The organism is Dellaglioa sp. CoH-56-MRSF-14, assembly GCF_056782115.1.
In genome coordinates this window covers 43,593-59,910 of sequence record NZ_JBXAYB010000004.1, presented here as the reverse complement: position 1 = coordinate 59,910, position 16,318 = coordinate 43,593, and the positions used below count along the sequence as shown (strand labels likewise).

20 protein-coding genes are annotated in these 16,318 nt (G+C 35.5%); 1 reads left to right on the top strand and 19 read right to left on the bottom strand.

Annotation, left to right across the window (positions count from 1 at the left end; translation table 11 throughout):
• Nucleotides 1–10 precede the first annotated feature (10 nt).
• Complete coding sequence (gene sufC, locus AC1RPX_RS05480) at nucleotides 11–793, bottom strand: Fe-S cluster assembly ATPase SufC (RefSeq protein ID WP_481761645.1); 783 nt, start codon at nucleotides 791–793, stop codon at nucleotides 11–13.
• A 135-nt stretch (nucleotides 794–928) separates the two neighbouring features.
• Here sufC and AC1RPX_RS05475 point away from each other — a divergent pair, with 135 nt between their 5' ends.
• Nucleotides 929–1,645: a gamma-glutamyl-gamma-aminobutyrate hydrolase family protein gene (locus tag AC1RPX_RS05475; RefSeq protein WP_481761644.1), complete on the top strand. Its 717-nt coding sequence runs from the start codon at nucleotides 929–931 to the stop codon at nucleotides 1,643–1,645.
• Between the two features lie 39 nt (nucleotides 1,646–1,684).
• Here AC1RPX_RS05475 and AC1RPX_RS05470 read toward each other — a convergent pair whose 3' ends face one another.
• From AC1RPX_RS05470 to atpB, 18 genes are all read right to left on the bottom strand, one after another.
• Entirely contained in the window at nucleotides 1,685–2,491 is an 807-nt protein-coding gene (locus tag AC1RPX_RS05470; RefSeq protein WP_481761722.1) for a MetQ/NlpA family ABC transporter substrate-binding protein, read from the bottom strand.
• Nucleotides 2,492–2,508: 17 nt separating this feature from the next.
• Complete coding sequence (locus AC1RPX_RS05465) at nucleotides 2,509–3,213, bottom strand: methionine ABC transporter permease (protein WP_409022317.1); 705 nt, start codon at nucleotides 3,211–3,213, stop codon at nucleotides 2,509–2,511.
• The gene (locus tag AC1RPX_RS05460; RefSeq protein ID WP_481761643.1) at nucleotides 3,203–4,240 is read right to left on the bottom strand and encodes a methionine ABC transporter ATP-binding protein; all 1,038 of its coding nucleotides are present in this window, start codon (nucleotides 4,238–4,240) and stop codon (nucleotides 3,203–3,205) included. The genes AC1RPX_RS05465 and AC1RPX_RS05460 overlap by 11 nt, the downstream gene beginning before the upstream one ends.
• A 370-nt stretch (nucleotides 4,241–4,610) precedes the next feature.
• Nucleotides 4,611–4,970 carry an arsenate reductase family protein gene (locus AC1RPX_RS05455; protein ID WP_481761721.1) on the bottom strand — a complete coding sequence of 120 codons (360 nt, stop codon included), beginning with the start codon at nucleotides 4,968–4,970 and terminating at the stop codon, nucleotides 4,611–4,613.
• A gap of 45 nt (nucleotides 4,971–5,015) precedes the next feature.
• The gene (locus tag AC1RPX_RS05450) at nucleotides 5,016–6,236 is read right to left on the bottom strand and encodes an FtsW/RodA/SpoVE family cell cycle protein (protein ID WP_481761642.1); all 1,221 of its coding nucleotides are present in this window, start codon (nucleotides 6,234–6,236) and stop codon (nucleotides 5,016–5,018) included.
• A 72-nt stretch (nucleotides 6,237–6,308) separates the two neighbouring features.
• Nucleotides 6,309–6,530 carry a DUF2969 domain-containing protein gene (locus AC1RPX_RS05445; RefSeq protein WP_409022314.1) on the bottom strand — a complete coding sequence of 74 codons (222 nt, stop codon included), beginning with the start codon at nucleotides 6,528–6,530 and terminating at the stop codon, nucleotides 6,309–6,311.
• Nucleotides 6,523–6,783, bottom strand: coding sequence for a membrane protein insertion efficiency factor YidD (gene yidD / locus AC1RPX_RS05440; RefSeq protein ID WP_409022313.1), 261 nt, complete (start codon nucleotides 6,781–6,783; stop codon nucleotides 6,523–6,525). The genes AC1RPX_RS05445 and yidD overlap by 8 nt, the downstream gene beginning before the upstream one ends.
• Nucleotides 6,784–6,868: 85 nt before the next feature.
• Nucleotides 6,869–7,855, bottom strand: coding sequence for a rod shape-determining protein (gene mreB / locus AC1RPX_RS05435; protein ID WP_409022312.1), 987 nt, complete (start codon nucleotides 7,853–7,855; stop codon nucleotides 6,869–6,871).
• A 94-nt stretch (nucleotides 7,856–7,949) separates the two neighbouring features.
• Nucleotides 7,950–9,254, bottom strand: coding sequence for a UDP-N-acetylglucosamine 1-carboxyvinyltransferase (gene murA, locus AC1RPX_RS05430; protein WP_481761641.1), 1,305 nt, complete (start codon nucleotides 9,252–9,254; stop codon nucleotides 7,950–7,952).
• A gap of 17 nt (nucleotides 9,255–9,271) precedes the next feature.
• Nucleotides 9,272–9,505 (bottom strand): DUF1146 family protein, encoded by a 234-nt coding sequence (locus tag AC1RPX_RS05425; protein ID WP_409022310.1) that lies wholly within the window; start codon nucleotides 9,503–9,505, stop codon nucleotides 9,272–9,274.
• Between the two features lie 138 nt (nucleotides 9,506–9,643).
• Nucleotides 9,644–10,063, bottom strand: a complete 420-nt coding sequence (locus AC1RPX_RS05420) for a F0F1 ATP synthase subunit epsilon (protein WP_481761640.1) — start codon at nucleotides 10,061–10,063, stop codon at nucleotides 9,644–9,646.
• Between the two features lie 13 nt (nucleotides 10,064–10,076).
• Nucleotides 10,077–11,477 carry a F0F1 ATP synthase subunit beta gene (atpD, locus tag AC1RPX_RS05415; RefSeq protein WP_409022308.1) on the bottom strand — a complete coding sequence of 467 codons (1,401 nt, stop codon included), beginning with the start codon at nucleotides 11,475–11,477 and terminating at the stop codon, nucleotides 10,077–10,079.
• Between the two features lie 23 nt (nucleotides 11,478–11,500).
• The gene (locus AC1RPX_RS05410) at nucleotides 11,501–12,448 is read right to left on the bottom strand and encodes a F0F1 ATP synthase subunit gamma (RefSeq protein ID WP_481761639.1); all 948 of its coding nucleotides are present in this window, start codon (nucleotides 12,446–12,448) and stop codon (nucleotides 11,501–11,503) included.
• 31 nt (nucleotides 12,449–12,479) lie between these two features.
• Complete coding sequence (atpA, locus tag AC1RPX_RS05405; RefSeq protein ID WP_481761638.1) at nucleotides 12,480–13,997, bottom strand: F0F1 ATP synthase subunit alpha; 1,518 nt, start codon at nucleotides 13,995–13,997, stop codon at nucleotides 12,480–12,482.
• Nucleotides 13,998–14,028: 31 nt separating this feature from the next.
• Nucleotides 14,029–14,571, bottom strand: a complete 543-nt coding sequence (gene atpH / locus AC1RPX_RS05400) for an ATP synthase F1 subunit delta (protein ID WP_481761637.1) — start codon at nucleotides 14,569–14,571, stop codon at nucleotides 14,029–14,031.
• A gap of 1 nt (nucleotide 14,572) precedes the next feature.
• Nucleotides 14,573–15,082, bottom strand: coding sequence for a F0F1 ATP synthase subunit B (gene atpF, locus AC1RPX_RS05395; protein WP_409022304.1), 510 nt, complete (start codon nucleotides 15,080–15,082; stop codon nucleotides 14,573–14,575).
• Between the two features lie 71 nt (nucleotides 15,083–15,153).
• Nucleotides 15,154–15,366: a F0F1 ATP synthase subunit C gene (gene atpE / locus AC1RPX_RS05390; protein WP_409022303.1), complete on the bottom strand. Its 213-nt coding sequence runs from the start codon at nucleotides 15,364–15,366 to the stop codon at nucleotides 15,154–15,156.
• Nucleotides 15,367–15,396: 30 nt separating this feature from the next.
• The gene (gene atpB / locus AC1RPX_RS05385; protein WP_409022302.1) at nucleotides 15,397–16,107 is read right to left on the bottom strand and encodes a F0F1 ATP synthase subunit A; all 711 of its coding nucleotides are present in this window, start codon (nucleotides 16,105–16,107) and stop codon (nucleotides 15,397–15,399) included.
• Between the last annotated feature and the right edge of the window lie 211 nt (nucleotides 16,108–16,318).

Below are 16,318 nucleotides of genomic sequence, written 5' to 3'. Positions count from 1 at the left end.
CGGCCCTCCACTAAAGGTTCTCGTCTGTTAAAGTAATGTCTAGCCCTAATTCATCACGCAAACCAGCATAGCCTTCTTCTTCCAGTTTTTCTGCAAGTTCGGCGCCACCCGTTTTAACAACCCGTCCATCCATCATAACGTGCACCACATCAGGCACAATATAGTTCAGCAAACGTTGGTAATGCGTAATCATAAGTGTTCCAAATTCCGCATTTTTCAACATTTCATTTACGCCTCTCGAAACAACTTTCAATGCATCAATGTCTAGACCTGAATCAATTTCATCTAAAATAGCAAATTTTGGTTCAATCATCATCAGTTGTAAAATTTCATTACGTTTCTTTTCGCCACCTGAAAAACCTTCATTTAAATAACGATCAGCCATTTCCTCAGTCATATCTAAAGTTGTCATCGTTTTATCTAATTTCTTTAAATATTCTCGAATTGGGATTTGTTTATCTTCCGGTCGACGTGCGTTGATTGCTGCACGCATAAATTCAGCATTTGTTACACCAGGAATTTCTGAAGGATATTGCATTGCTAAAAATAATCCTGCTCGAGCTCGCTCATCAACAGGTAGTTCTAAAATGTTTACACCATTCAGCAATACTTCGCCTTCTGTCACTTTATACGCAGGATTCCCCATAATGGCCTCAGATAAAGTTGATTTACCTGTTCCATTTGGACCCATGATTGCGTGTACTTCTCCAGTCGACATTTTTAAATTAACACCTTTTAAAATTTCTTTATCTTCAATTTCTACATGTAAATTTTTAACCTCAAGTGTCGACATTTTAGCATTCCTCCGATTCATTAATATATTCCATTCTATCTTAATAAATTATCCATTTCAATGGAGCCTCGAGACTCGCAATCTTTATTTAATTAAGTTAAACTAATAAAAAGTAAATTTTGAGGAGGTTCATTTATGAAACCTATTATCGGTATTGTTGGAAATCCTAATCGAAATCCAATTACAGGCATGCACATTAACGAAATTACTTATACACCTCAAGGCTATATTGATGCCATTATTGAAGTTGGCGGTTTACCACTAATCATTCCTACTGATTTAGCAAACGCATCTAGTTATCTTGATTTGGTAGATGGTTTACTATTAGCAGGTGGTCAAGATGTTTCACCAATCTTATACGGCCAAGAACCTCATCCAAAATTAGAAGAATTAAATCCCCCACGTGACGAAATGGAGCTCGCTTTAATCAAGGAAGCTATTTCTCGAAAAATACCAATACTTGGTATTTGCCGTGGACTACAAATACTTAACGTCTTTTTTGGTGGAACACTCTATCAAGATTTAAGTGACTATTCAAATTGGCAAGTTAAGCATTTACAAGATCCAACATTACCAGAATACGCCACACATTCTGTATCGATTAAAGCAAATAATTATTTATCAGATACTTATGGTTCAACGCTTCGTGTCAATACGTACCATCACCAAGCCATTAACCGTTTAGGTGATTCATTAACGGCCATTGCGACAAGTTCAGATGGCCTAATTGAAGGTATCAGTAGTAATGACGGTCTCATTTTAGGTGTTCAATGGCATCCCGAAATGTCTTATATAAGAGAACCATCAGATTTAGCTATTTTCAAATGGCTAATTAATAAAATTGCAAAATAAAGAGAATTGAATTAGTCATGTCGACTAATTCAATTCTCTTTATTTTGCAGGAATAACGGCACCTTTATACTTATTCAAAATCCATTCGCGTGTCTTTTTAGATTGTAGTGCTTTAACTAACTTTTTAATCGCAGGATTATCTTTATTTTTTGGTGCGACAGCAACTAAATTCGCATATGATGATGTACTACGTTCTAATGCAATAGCTTGTTTCGTTGGATTTAATCCAGCTTCAACCGCATAATTTGCATTAATAATGATGGCTGAGCCTTCATTATTTTCATATAAATCAGACATCAATTTTGGCTCATACGTATGCTTAAAAACTAAATTTAATTTATTTGTTTTGATATCAGCAAAATTTGCAGTTGCCACGTCTGTCCCTTTTTTCAGGGTTATTAATCCAGCATCTTTAAAAATAGTTAAAACACGACCATAATCTGAAATACTGTTAGATACTAAAACCGTACTTCCTTTCTTCAAATCAGTTAACTTTTTAACTTGTTTAGAATAGACACCGATTGGTTCAAGATGAACATTTCCAACACTTATTAAATCACCATTATTCTGTTTGTCCCAATTATCTAAAAATGGTTTATGTTGAAAATAATTAGCATCTAAATCACCAGATTCAGTCGCTTTATTAGGCATCACATAATCCTGAAAAACTTTAACTTTTAAATCGATACCTTCTTTTGCCAACATTGGTTTTACATGATCTAGAATTTCTGCATGGGGCATATTACTAGCACCAATTGTCAAAGTAGTCATTCCATTTGATTGTTTCCCGCATCCAGCTAATAAAAGAGTCAAAAATAGAAATGAAAAAATGAACTTTTTGTTTATTCTCATGAGGTTACCCCTTAATTATTTCGTTTATCGATTAATTTAGCTGAATGATCACCAATAAGTTGAAAAATGGCAACAATAATGATGATTGTGACCGTTGCAACTAGTGTAACAGTATTATTATTAGCACCATAACCTTCAATGAAAGCCCAATTTCCTAGCCCACCGGCACCAATCGTACCAGCCATTGCCGTGTACCCAATAATTGTAATTCCAGTAACTGTCGCCCCTGAAATAAGAGCTGGTAAACTTTCTCGTAATAGTACTTTCCAAATGATTTGTGCCTTGTTAGCACCCATTGCTTCAGCTGCTTCAATCACACCATAATCAATCTCACGAAAAGCAAGTTCCACCATTCGTGCATAAAATGGAGCCGCCGAGAGGATTAGAGCTGGCAATGCTGCAATCGGTCCAATAATAGAACCAACTAAAGCCTTAGTAAAAGGCAATAATAAGACAATTAAAATAATAAACGGAATTGAACGAAAAATGTTAACCATGGCTGAAACAATCCAATTAATTATTTTTACCCAGATACTTATTTTACCGGTCGTTTTTTGTTTTGTTTCAAATAAAATAAGACCTAAGATAATACCCAAAATTGTAACGGCTATTGTAGATATTAATGTCATACTGATTGTTTCCCAAGTATTTGACCAGAATTCATCCCAGTTAACAGCATTAAAGTTAAAATATGACGCCCAAGTATTAGTCCCCATAATGCAATACCTCCGTTTCTACTTTCATTTTTTGCAAGAATGGAACGGTTTGATCTAAACTTATTTTTGGACCAGTTAATTGAATATATAATGTTCCAATTGGGCCACCTTGAGTTTGATGAATGGAACCCTCAACGATATTAAAATCAACTTCTGGAATTTGTCTTAACATTTCAGAGATAATTGGCATTTGCGTCTGCGTACTGTGAAAGGTTAATTGAACAATCAACCCTTGTGGATAAGCTTCAATTAATTCATTTACAGCAAGTTCAGTATCATGTAGAGCTGGTGTGACCTCCTGATTAACGAATCGTTTTGTGACGTCTTGTTTCGGACGCTTAAAGACGTCTAAGACAAGTCCACTCTCCACTAATTTTCCAGATTCCATTACAGCAACGTGATCACATATCTTACGAACCACATGCATTTCATGAGTGATTAATACAATTGTTAATTTCAATTTATGATTAATTTGAAGTAATAAATCTAATATTTCATCTGTTGTTTGTGGATCTAGCGCACTTGTTGCTTCATCACAAATCAAAATTTCAGGATCATTCGCTAAAGCCCTAGCAATCCCAACTCGTTGCTTTTGTCCACCAGATAACTCAGAAGGATATGCATTTTCTTTACCTTTTAACCCAACTAATGTTGTTAATTCTTCAGCTTTGGACAACCGCTCAGTTTTACTTATTCCAGCAAGTTCAAGTGGAAACATGATGTTTTCCACAACCGTTCGTGACCAGAGTAAATTAAAATGTTGAAAAATCATGCCAATTTTTTGACGTTGCTTTCTCAATGTTCTACCCGATAAAGATGCGATTTTAGCGCCATTAACGTCAACTTCACCCGAAGTTGGTGTCTCTAATCCATTCAGCATTCTAATTAATGTACTTTTACCAGCACCTGAATATCCTACAATACCTAAGATGCTACCATCTTCCACCGAAAGATTCACATCAGAAACAGCGCTAACCTTACCACTTTTCGTGATAAACTCTTTTGATACATTTTTAAACTCAATCATGTTAATACCTCCTAATTTTTCTGCAAAAAAATAACCTCCCATCCCCCGTTTAATAAACGGAAGGACGAGAAGTTATAAACTTCACGTGTTACCACCTTGTTTTATTGTTACCTCACGATAACAATCTCATCAGGTACGGGTTTTAATATAACCGATACCTTTCCGCTGTATTGGGCGTACCCAAGGTAGATTAACATTGCTCATCTACCAAACGTTCCAAGACCATATTCAATTCCGTAATTTTGATCCCTTTTCAGCTACCAGGATTCTCTTAACTAATTACTAAAATTTACTCATCTTTTCAAAACGTCTTATCTGTATTTCTTATTGTAGTTGATTATAGCTAGATTAAAATTTAATGTCAACAGTTTTATTTATTTAACCATGTCTCTGTAAAAACATCTTCACTGAATCCGGTCGTTAATTTTGTTCCATCAGTTAATACCGGACGTTTCATTAACATCCCATCTGATGCTAAAATTTGACTTGATTGCTGAATTGTCATCGTTGGTCGTTTATCTTTTAGATTTAATTCACGATACTTATTTCCTTGTGTATTAAAAAAAGATATTGCTGGAAGACCAGACTCATTCAACCATTTTTCGATTAGACTCGCCTTTGGTGTTTCTTGGATAAGATCTATTATATGGTATTCAACCTCATTTTCGTCTAACCATTGTTTTGCTTTTCTACAAGTTGAACATTTAGGATACCAATAAAAATCAATCATCATCAAAACCTCCTAGTTTTAAAAAACAGTGATTCCATAATAGAATCACTGCCTTATCTTTTTATCAAAATCTTCGTCTTCGCTACTGAACATGTAACTCTTATGATGGTATCGCATTGACATAATTAAGCCAATTCCAATCATATTTCCTACTAAAGCAGACCCACCTTGACTGACAAATGGTAATGGAATACCTGTTAAAGGTAGTAACCCAATACTCATCCCAATGTTTTCAAAAACATGGAATAAAATCATCATAATGACCCCAGTAGATAAGTAAGCATAAAATTCATTCTTCGTATCAAAGGTTGCACGAACCATTCGATAAATGAGTAAGAAATAAATAAAGATTAAAATACAACCACCAATAAACCCAAAGTTTTCGCCGATAACAGAAAAAATCATATCAGATTCACGGACGGGAACATAAACATTTGACACGTTAAATCCCTTACCAGTCATTTGTCCTGATCCAATGGCTTTCATACTTTGCCATAATTGATATCCTGTTCCGGATGTATCTTTTGATGGATCTAACCAGTTATCAATTCGGTCAAATTGGTAGGCAGAAAAGCCAACTTTTTCTAGAATTGATCGACCAGTTGTTGAAATAACCATATATAATGCCGTTCCACCTACAACAGCCACCGTTCCAAATGCCGGTCCAATAATCTTCCAAGTGATACCTGAAACTAAAATGACACCACCTAAAATAGCAAAGAAAACGAGCATTGTTCCAAAATCATTTTGCAGTTTTAATAAAATAACTACTGGTAACGTCCATGCTATCATTTTGGCTAATAAAATAATATCTGTCCCAATTTTATGAGTTGGATAATCATTGTTATGTATCGTAACCACACGCGCCAACATTAATATAAATGCTGGCTTCATAACTTCTGATGGTTGGAACGTTAACGAACCAACTAATGGTATCCAACTTTTAGCACCTGTGTTTATATATAAAGGTCGACTATATACGACTAAAACAATCATCAATAAAAACAGGCCAATAAAATACCCTATCGGTGCGACTCGCCATAATTGTTCTGAGTCAAATTGCATAATAACGACAATTGCAATGACACCAATAGCGTACCACATTAACTGTGAAACCATTTGGCTAACAATTGAGGTCGCACTAGTATCATGGGATGCTGATACGTAAATTGAGGCAAGCCCAATAATTGCCAAGACTAAAACGGCAAAAATAATACCATAATCAATTCTTGACTCACTATCGACCTCATCTTTTCTACTACTCATAGAATTCCCCTCCACACTATGTCACTTATTTCGTTAAATTTTTGAATAGGCTAAAATTTAATAATTGACTAATTAACCGCGATGTAAGTGAAAATCGCGCAATAAAGTATCAATACCTTCATCACGAGTTTTAGCTTTGAATATCTCACCGTTACTTAATGTTGCAACAAATTTTGTATCTTGTTGAATGACTGTACCAATTTCAATACCGCCAACGGTTAATGAAACTGCATCCTCACCATTAATTTTAATATCATTTTCTGCTACTTCAATCTCTTTTTCTTTTTTAGACATGCTTTTCTTCTCCTTTAGGGTTCTTATTTCTTCGTACGGTAAAGTAATCAGGTACGGGATCGTATCCGCCTCTGACAAAAGGATGGCATCGTAAAATCCTACCGATACCCATAATAATACCTTTTGCACCGTGTTTTTGAATTGCCTTAATCATATAGTTTGAACATGTTGGATAGTACCGGCAACTAGGTGGAAACATCGGTGAAATAAATTTTTGATAAAACTTGATTGGTGCAAGCATTAAGTTTTGCATAAATAAATGACACCTCCTATATGAAAAGGTCCATCAACAGATTGCCCCGTTAATAGACCTCCCTTAATAACCAGTATCACAGTTGTTATCTACCTTGTTTTTCAATATGATCTAACAAGAATCCAGTTCCTTTTGCGACATCATCCAATGGTGTTTCTGACACCATAACAGGAATATCTAAGTTCGATGACATTAATAAATCAACACCATCTAATAATGCACCGCCACCTGTTAAAATAATCCCAGTATCAATAATATCTGATGCTAATTCTGGTGGTGTTTGTTCAAGAACTTCTTTAGTTGCTGCAACGATTGCTTGCATTGTATCATGAGTTGCTTCTTCAATCTCAGCAGAGCTAAGCACAACTGTCTTTGGTAAACCAGTAACAACATCTCGTCCACGAATTTCCATTTCTAATGCACGATTGTCTGGGTAAACTGTCCCAATTTCAATTTTAGCTTTTTCAGCTGTACGTTCACCGATTTGAAGGTTATGTTTTTGCTTAACAAAATTGATAACATCACTATTCAATTGATCACCAGCAACACGTAATGAACGGCTTGCTACAATATCGCCTAATGAAATAACGGCAACATCACTTGTACCACCACCAATATCAATCACTAAACTACCACGGGGTTGATAAATATCCAACCCAGCACCAATAGCTGCAACTTTAGGTTCTTCAGCAAGATAAACCTTGCCACCACCAGCTTTTTCAGCAGCTTGAATAATTGCTTTTTGTTCAATTGATGTGATATTTGTTGGGCAACAAATCAAAATACTTGGTTTTGATAAAAAGCCGCTCACATTTAATTTTTTAATAAAGTAAGTTAACATTTGTTCTGTAATATCAAAATCAGCAATGACACCATTTTTCATAGGTCTGATAGCTCTAATACTACCAGGTGTTCTACCAACCATTTTATATGCTTCTGATCCAACTGCTAATACACGACCTGATTTTGTGTCAATTGCAACAACAGATGGTTCATTTAAGACGATTCCTTTATTTTGTACGTTAATTAATACATTTGCGGTTCCTAAATCAATACCAATATCTTTAGCCATTATGCTTCTCCTCTCGGCACTTAAAACTTACACTAATGTAAGCATTATACCATATACCTATACAATAAAAAAATGTCCAAAATGGACATTTCTTCTATTTTACTTCATTTTCTGTCTTAATAATTATATCTTGTGTATCATCATTGATACGTTTAATTTCAGCACCCAAAGCTTCTAACTTTTGATGGAAATGATAGTAGCCTCGATCAAGATATTCAAGATGTGTAACTTGTGTATAACCACGAGCTACTAATCCTGCTAGCACAAGTGCTGCAGCAGCTCTTAAGTCTGTAGCAGCAACTTCTGCACCATTGAAGTCAGTTGGACCATACATGACAACTGAGTTGCCTTCAATCTTAAATTTTGCATTCATACGTCGTAATTCTTCAAGATGCATAAAACGATTTTCGAATACCGTCTCTGTTAAAATACTTGTACCATCTGCCATTAATTGAAGGACAGTCATTTGAGGCTGCATATCAGTTGGGTACCCTGGATGAGGCAATGTTTTAACTGTAGTTGGTTTAATTTTTTCTGTTCCAATTACTCGGATACCATTGTCTTCTTGGATAACGTCAATGCCCATTTCTTCTAATTTAGAAATTAATGGTTTATTGTGTTCCGCAATAGCCTCTTCGATTAAAACATTACCTTGAGTCATTGCTGCAGCAACCATGAATGTCCCTGCTTCAATCCGATCTTGGACAACTGCATGATCAGCGCCATGTAATGCCTTAACACCATGAATGCGAATTGTTTCGGTACCAGCACCTTGTACTTTAGCACCCATTTTATTTAAAATATTAGCTAAATCAACAATTTCTGGTTCTCTTGCAACATTTTCAATCACAGTTGTACCAGTAGCTAATGTTGCAGCCATCATAATATTCTGAGTTGCACCTACACTTGGAAAATCAAGATAAATGTTGGCACCCTTTAATTCATCTACAGTTGCTTCTATATAACCATCGAATTGTTCAATATGCGCACCCATTGCTTCAAAACCTTTTAAATGCAAATCAATTGGGCGAGAACCTATTGCACACCCACCAGGCATTGCAATCTTCGCATGTTTAAGTCGTGCCAAAAGTGGTCCCATTACAACAATAGAAGCACGCATTTTTGAAACATATTCAAATGGTGCTTCTGGTGATAATTCTTTAGTCGCACTCATTTTAACTTCATTAGTTTCTTCATTAAAGTCAACGTCTAAATTTAAAAAACGTAGTACGTTATTCATTGTAAAGACATCTGACAAAACTGGTACATTTGACAGTGTATTTTCACCACTACTTGCTAAAATTCCGGCTGCTAGAATTGGCAATACTGCATTCTTTGCGCCTTCTATATGCACTGTTCCATTGAGTGAGTTTCCACCCTTGACGATTATTTTTTCCACAAGTTATTCCCCCGTTATTATTTAACTAAAAAAACTAAATTACGAACATTATCAATAAAATTTAAGAAAAAGGCACTGCTTGTATATCCTAATAAAATAGCCAATAAGACAATTAAAACTTTGATTCTTTGTTGGCTACTTTGTGGGAAAAACCTGTCTATTCGTAACCCTTGAATTGCCCAAAAAGCAATTCCAATAAACATTAGATGACTCATTAAAGTAACTAGCGATTGGATTCCCACAGTATTCATCAAAACACTCCTAAAATTTATTCGTCATAAGCATAGCATATTTTGTACCACTTGTCGCTAATATTTGTAACAAAAATGAAATATTTAATATGTATATACAAAAAAAGGTACTGAATAAATCCAGCACCCACTTTTGTATTAATGTTTAGAGATATTAATTCGATTGATTGCACGTCTAAGTGCAATTTCAGATCTTTTAAGTTCATCAACATTATGTGTTTGTTTTGCAGTAGAAATCATCTGCTCAGCTCTTTTTTTAGCAGCCTGTGCACGATTTTCATCAATATCTTCTTGGCATTCTGCTGCATTTGCAACAACCGTTGCGACATTTTTTGAAAATTCAATGAATCCACCACTTACGGCAATTTCATCTTCTTCATTATCATTTACCTTAACCCTGACAGCATCAATATCAAGAGAAGCAATAACTGGAATATGATTGGGTAAAATACCCATTTCCCCGCTGGGTGTTTTAACAATAATCATTTTAGCATTATTGTCATAAACACTACCATCAGGAGTGACGATACTAACGGTCAAAACTGAATCTTCAGCCATCTGTTATTACCCCCTATTTTGCCATTTTATTTGCTGCTTCAATAACATCTTCGATTGGGCCGACACCATTGAAAGCATCTTCAGGAAGTGAATCATATTTACCATCAAGAATATCTTTAAATCCTTGAACTGTTTCAGCAATTGGTACATATGATCCAGGTTTTCCTGTGAATTGTTCGGCAACATTAAAGTTTTGTGAAAGGAAGAATTGGATGCGACGCGCACGTGCTACAATTACTTTTTCATCATCAGATAATTCATCCATACCTAAAATAGAAATAATATCTTGTAATTCACGATAACGTTGTAACGTATGTTGAACTTCCGTAGCAACACGATAATGTTCTTCTCCAACAATTTCAGGTGTCAAAGCACTTGAAGTTGAAGCCAAAGGATCAACAGCTGGGTAAATACCTTGTTGCGTTAAGCTACGTTCCAAGTTAGTTGTTGCATCCAAATGGGCGAACGTCGTTGCAGGAGCAGGATCAGTATAATCATCAGCTGGAACATAAACTGCTTGAATTGATGTAACTGAACCTTTTTTAGTTGACGTGATACGTTCTTGCAATTGACCCATTTCAGTAGCTAATGTTGGTTGATAACCTACGGCTGAAGGAATACGGCCTAATAAGGCTGAAACTTCAGAACCAGCTTGTGTAAAGCGGAAAATATTATCAATAAACAATAGCACATCTTGTCCTTTTTCATCACGGAAATATTCCGCAATTGTAAGACCAGTCAATGCAACACGCATACGGGCACCAGGCGGCTCGTTCATCTGACCAAACACCATGGCTGTCTTCTCTAACACGCCGGATTCTTTCATTTCAAAGTAAAGGTCATTACCTTCACGAGTACGTTCACCAACACCGGTAAACACTGAAATACCATTATGTTCTTGAGCAATATTATGAATTAATTCTTGAATTAAAACAGTTTTACCAACACCGGCACCACCGAATAATCCAATTTTACCACCTTTAATATAAGGGGCTAACAAGTCAATAACTTTAATTCCTGTTTCAAGAACCTCAGTACTTGCACTTAATTCATCATATTTAGGAGCATCTTTATGGATGCTACTGCGCTCTGCATCTTTATTAAATTCAGGACCACCATCAATGGTATCTCCTAAAACGTTAAACACTCGACCAAGAGTATCTTCACCAACAGGGACAGAAATTGAAGCACCTGTGTCTTCAACAACTGTTCCACGTTGCAAGCCATCCGTAGAATCCATGGCGATTGTTCTCATAACTCCGTCACCTAATTCAAGCGTAACTTCGATAATTAGAGCAGTTCCATCTTCACGTGTAACTTTTAACGCATTATTGATATCTGGTAAGGTTTCGTTTAAAGAGAATTGTACATCGACGACGGGCCCGATAACTTGAACAACTTTACCGAGACTCATCTTCTGTATTTCCTCCTGTCATTTTACTCTAAAGCAGCTGTTGCACCAGTAATTTCTGTAATTTCTGTTGTAATAGCACTTTGACGTGCACGATTATACTTTAATTCTAATGATGCAATAATATCTTTAGCATTATCTGTCGCAGATTTCATTGCTGTAGAACTTGAAGCATGTTCAGCTGTTTTAGCATCTAAAATCGCACCATATACTAAGCTTTCAGCAAACTGAGGTAGAACAACTTCAAGAATTGCGTCTCCTGAAGGTTCCATATCATAATCTTCATTCCCCATCACATTAGACGTTTCAATACCTTCTGCATCTGTATCCATATTCACTTCTGAAATAGGAAGCATTTGTTCAGAATGAAAGTCCGATTGTAAACTATTAACGAAATGATTATAACAAACAAATAATTCATCATAAACTTCACTGTTATACATTGTTACTACTGATTTAACGATTTCACGAACCTCAATAAACGTTGGAATATCACTTACACCACGGTATTCGTAGGCAACCTCATATCCTCTATTTTTAAAGAAGTCAGCACCAGTACCACCAACAGCAATAATAACAGCATTATCTACAGTATGGCCATTTTGCTTCATCAAATCTAATGTTTGTTTAATTACGTTACTATTGTAACTACCAACTAAACCACGATCAGAAGTAATAATTAAATAACCACTTTTTTTAACAGGTCTCTTTTGTAACATATCAAAACCTGAAAATTTTGAACTATCATTCTCAGATGATTGCTTTGATTTTCCAGCTTTAGCATCTAAAAGGTGAGATTGGGCAAGATGGGTAATGACACTTCTAATTTTAGAAGCATATATCTGATAACTTTGAGTATGACGCTGAATTTGGCTTAACTTAGCAGTCGAAACAACTTGCATTGCGCCAGTTATTTGTCCCGTTTTCTTAGTTGAAACGATTCGACGCTTTACTTCCATTAATGAAGCACCCATTAATTCTCACCATCTTTCATTTACTTTTAGTTTACGCTTTTTCAGGAGTTACTTGGAAACCTTCTGAAAAGTCTTTGATTGCAGCATCAAATTTATCTTCGTCAGGTAAATTACCTGTTTCTTTGATGTGATTTAAAAGATCACTATGATTATTATCAAAGAAATCAAAAATTTCACCTTCAAAACGAAGAATATCATCAACAGGAACTGAATCCAAGAATCCATGTGTTAATGCATATAAAATTAAAACTTGTTTTTCAACAACTAATGGCTTGTGTAATGGTTGTTTAAGTACTTCAACCGTACGATGTCCACGATTTAATTTAGCTTGTGTTGCGGCATCTAAATCAGAACCAAATTGAGAAAATGATTCTAATTCTCGGAATGATGCAAGAGCCAAACGAAGGCTTCCGGCAACTTTCTTCATTGCTTTAATTTGAGCTGACCCACCAACACGAGAAACTGATGTACCAGCATCAATAGCTGGACGAGTACCTGAATAGAATAAATCACTATCCAAGAAAATTTGACCATCAGTAATCGAAATTACGTTAGTAGGAATATATGCAGAAACATCACCAGCCTGTGTTTCGATAAATGGAAGAGCAGTCATTGAACCACCACCCAATTCATCACTTAACTTAGCTGCACGTTCAAGTAAACGTGAATGTAAGTAGAAAACATCACCAGGATAAGCTTCACGACCCGGCGGACGTCTCAAAATTAATGACAGTTCACGGTAAGCCGTTGCTTGTTTTGATAAATCATCAAATACAATCAAGACATGTTTACCGTTATACATGAATTCTTCACCCATTGCTGAACCAGTATATGGAGCTAACCATAATAATGGTGCGGGAGAAGCAGGACCAGCACTAACGACAATTGTGTAGTCCATTGCGCCTAATCGACGTAACGTTTCCACTTGTGCGCTAACAGTTGATTCTTTTTGTCCAATAGCAACATAGATACAAATCATGTCTTGATCTTTTTGATTTAAAATCGTATCAATAGCAACTGATGTTTTACCAGTCTTACGATCACCAATAATCAATTCACGTTGTCCACGGCCAATTGGAACTAAAGCATCAATAGCTTTAAGTCCAGTTTGTAAAGGTTGATCAACTGACTTACGATCCATAACTCCTGGAGCCTTTTTTTCGACTGGACGAGTTTTGTTTGTCTTAAGATCACCTTTACCATCGATGGGTTGGCCTAAAGGATTAACAACACGTCCGATAAGTTCTTCACCAACAGGAACTTCCATGATTCTACCCGTACGTTTGACAACGTCGCCTTCACGGATACCTTCATAGCCACCTAAAATAACGATACCAACATCGTTTGTTTCTAGATTTTGAGCCATACCATAAGTACCGTCAGAAAATTCTAACAATTCTCCTGATAAAGCGTTATCCAAACCGTGTGCACGAGCAATACCATCACCAACATAAGTAACGGTACCTACTTCATCAACGATAAGTTCGTCTTTATATTGTTCCAATTGTTCTTTAATTAAAGCACTGATTTCTTCAGCTTTAATGCTCATACAAGGTTCACCTCTTAACTACTTTAATATGTTACTCCGCTAATAATCGTTTTACTTTGTTGATTTTTGATGAAATTGATCCATCAAAAATCTGATTATTGGCTTCAATAATAACGCCACCAATAATTTTTTCATCAATAATATTGTTAAATACTATCTTATTTGCACCGATTCTTTCTGCAAACTTACTTGATAATTTCGTTAATTGACTATCATCAAGCTCAATTGCAGTTGTAACGGTTGCATGTACAATTTTTTCTTTAACATCGCATAATCGTTCGAATTCTTCAATTATTCCAACCATATCACCCATTCGACCATAATCAAAGACCATTTGGATAACGTTTGCAATAATTGGAGATGCATCTTTGAGTAAGACCTTAACAAGGTCTTGCTTTTCTAACAAATTAAGACGTGCATCAACAAGCACTTCACTCAATTGTGGATTAGCAAGAAAAACTTGTCTAACTTCCTCTAATTCTTCAGAAAAGGCAACAATATTACCTTGTTCATCAGCAATTTCAAAGATGGCTTCACCGTAACGATTGGCAACGGTTGCCTTATCTAATTTCATTTTACTTTACCAACCCTTCAATATAAGAATTGATTAAGTTTTTTTGATCATTCTCATTTAATTCTTTTTGAATAATCTTAGAAGCAATTTCAATAGATAATTCAGCGACATCACTTTGAACGCTACTCAATACTTCTTGGCGTTCTTGTTCAATATCTTTAACAGCATTTTGTTTCAACGTCGTTGCTTCATCTTGAGCTCCAGAAACGATATCATCATGTTGCTTTTTACCGTTATCTTTTGCACGACTAACAATTTCAGATGCTTCTTGACGTGAATTATCTAATTGGTCTTGTCGTTCAGTTGCCAAAATATCGGCTTTTTTTCTTGAATCTTCAGCAGAATCTAAATCATTTGCAATTTTATCTGCACGGTCACTCATCATTTTTGTGACAGGACCCCATGCAAAGTGTTTGATGATTAACATCAAAATAACAAACGAAATAATATAGAATAAGAAATCACCAGTTTGAAAATTACCAACTGCACCGAAAACTAAATCTGAAAACATCTATTGACACCTCCTTTTTAAAATTAATATATTTCGTTGTATCAACGAAGAATCAAACTTAATTTCAAAAATTATTTAGCCATCAATAAGAATGAAATAACGATAGCAATAATAGGAACGGCTTCAATCAAACCAACACCAATAAACATTGTTGAACGTAATTGACCAGATAATTCTGGTTGGCGAGCCATACCTTCGATTGTTTTAGAAATAACTAAACCATTACCAATACCTGTTGCGACAGCGGCTAAACCAGCTGCAATACCTGCTGCTAATAATCCCATAATAATTGTTTCCTCCTTAGATATCTTGTTTTATTCTTTTTGTACTTTTCCACCGATATAAACCATTGACAATGTTACGAATACGTAAGCTTGGATACTTCCGATAAACAGAGAGAATCCTTGCCAGATCATTTCAACTGGTAAAGCCACGATAGTCATTAATGGGCCCATAGAAACTGCACCACCAATTAACGTTAATAATACTTCCCCAGCGTAAATGTTTCCGTACAAACGAAGAGCTAATGTTAGCAAATTTGTAAATTCTTCAATCAAGTTAATAGGTAAAAGAAATGCAACTGGACTCAAATAGGAATTTTTAATATATCCCTTAAATCCGAATTGAATAACACCCATAAAATGTGATAATAGCAGAATCAAAAATGCAAACGTTAGTGTCGTTAGCGGACTCGACGTTGGACTTTTAATCAACGTCTTGTCGCCAAAACCTATTTGTAAAAATAAACCCATTTGGTTAGATACAAAGATAAATAAGAATAACGTAAATGCTAATAAATTAAACTTCTTACCTTCTTTTCCTGGCATTGCGCTTTTAACAATCCCATTGGTGAAATCAATGAGCCATTCCAAAACATTTTGTCTACCAGTCGGTTTCATGGTCAGTCTTCTCGATAATACAATAGCTATCATCGCGACAATCACACATGCAAGTAAACCGGAAACGACATTCGTAATATTGAAAGGTAGGCCATAAAAATTCACAACGAAAGCATCTCCATCCACAGAATTTCACCTCTTTCCAAACTTTTATTTGACCGTATAAAACGGTATAAATTAAAGAGAATAACTTTATAAATATTCTCCAATTACAAAAGAAATCATACCACCAATTGAAATAAAATACAAAAGAAATTCTGACTTATTTTGAGTTTTTTTTCACATTAAAAAAAATGACACCTAGACGGCTTACGCATAAGCATTCTAAGGGCCATTC

Bases quoted from the DNA above. Each gene is read 5' to 3' on its own strand.
- sufC (WP_481761645.1), bottom strand. From the start codon at position 793: ATGTCGACACTTGAGGTTAAAAATTTACATGTAGAAATTGAAGATAAA.
- AC1RPX_RS05475 (WP_481761644.1), top strand. From the start codon at position 929: ATGAAACCTATTATCGGTATTGTTGGAAATCCTAATCGAAATCCAATT.
- AC1RPX_RS05465 (WP_409022317.1), bottom strand. From the start codon at position 3,213: ATGGGGACTAATACTTGGGCGTCATATTTTAACTTTAATGCTGTTAAC.
- AC1RPX_RS05460 (WP_481761643.1), bottom strand. From the start codon at position 4,240: ATGATTGAGTTTAAAAATGTATCAAAAGAGTTTATCACGAAAAGTGGT.
- AC1RPX_RS05455 (WP_481761721.1), bottom strand. From the start codon at position 4,970: ATGATTGATTTTTATTGGTATCCTAAATGTTCAACTTGTAGAAAAGCA.
- AC1RPX_RS05450 (WP_481761642.1), bottom strand. From the start codon at position 6,236: ATGAGTAGTAGAAAAGATGAGGTCGATAGTGAGTCAAGAATTGATTAT.
- AC1RPX_RS05445 (WP_409022314.1), bottom strand. From the start codon at position 6,530: ATGTCTAAAAAAGAAAAAGAGATTGAAGTAGCAGAAAATGATATTAAA.
- yidD (WP_409022313.1), bottom strand. From the start codon at position 6,783: ATGCAAAACTTAATGCTTGCACCAATCAAGTTTTATCAAAAATTTATT.
- mreB (WP_409022312.1), bottom strand. From the start codon at position 7,855: ATGGCTAAAGATATTGGTATTGATTTAGGAACCGCAAATGTATTAATT.
- AC1RPX_RS05425 (WP_409022310.1), bottom strand. From the start codon at position 9,505: ATGAATACTGTGGGAATCCAATCGCTAGTTACTTTAATGAGTCATCTA.
- AC1RPX_RS05420 (WP_481761640.1), bottom strand. From the start codon at position 10,063: ATGGCTGAAGATTCAGTTTTGACCGTTAGTATCGTCACTCCTGATGGT.
- atpD (WP_409022308.1), bottom strand. From the start codon at position 11,477: ATGAGTCTCGGTAAAGTTGTTCAAGTTATCGGGCCCGTCGTCGATGTA.
- AC1RPX_RS05410 (WP_481761639.1), bottom strand. From the start codon at position 12,448: ATGGGTGCTTCATTAATGGAAGTAAAGCGTCGAATCGTTTCAACTAAG.
- atpA (WP_481761638.1), bottom strand. From the start codon at position 13,997: ATGAGCATTAAAGCTGAAGAAATCAGTGCTTTAATTAAAGAACAATTG.
- atpH (WP_481761637.1), bottom strand. From the start codon at position 14,571: ATGAAATTAGATAAGGCAACCGTTGCCAATCGTTACGGTGAAGCCATC.
- atpF (WP_409022304.1), bottom strand. From the start codon at position 15,082: ATGTTTTCAGATTTAGTTTTCGGTGCAGTTGGTAATTTTCAAACTGGT.
- atpE (WP_409022303.1), bottom strand. From the start codon at position 15,366: ATGGGATTATTAGCAGCAGGTATTGCAGCTGGTTTAGCCGCTGTCGCA.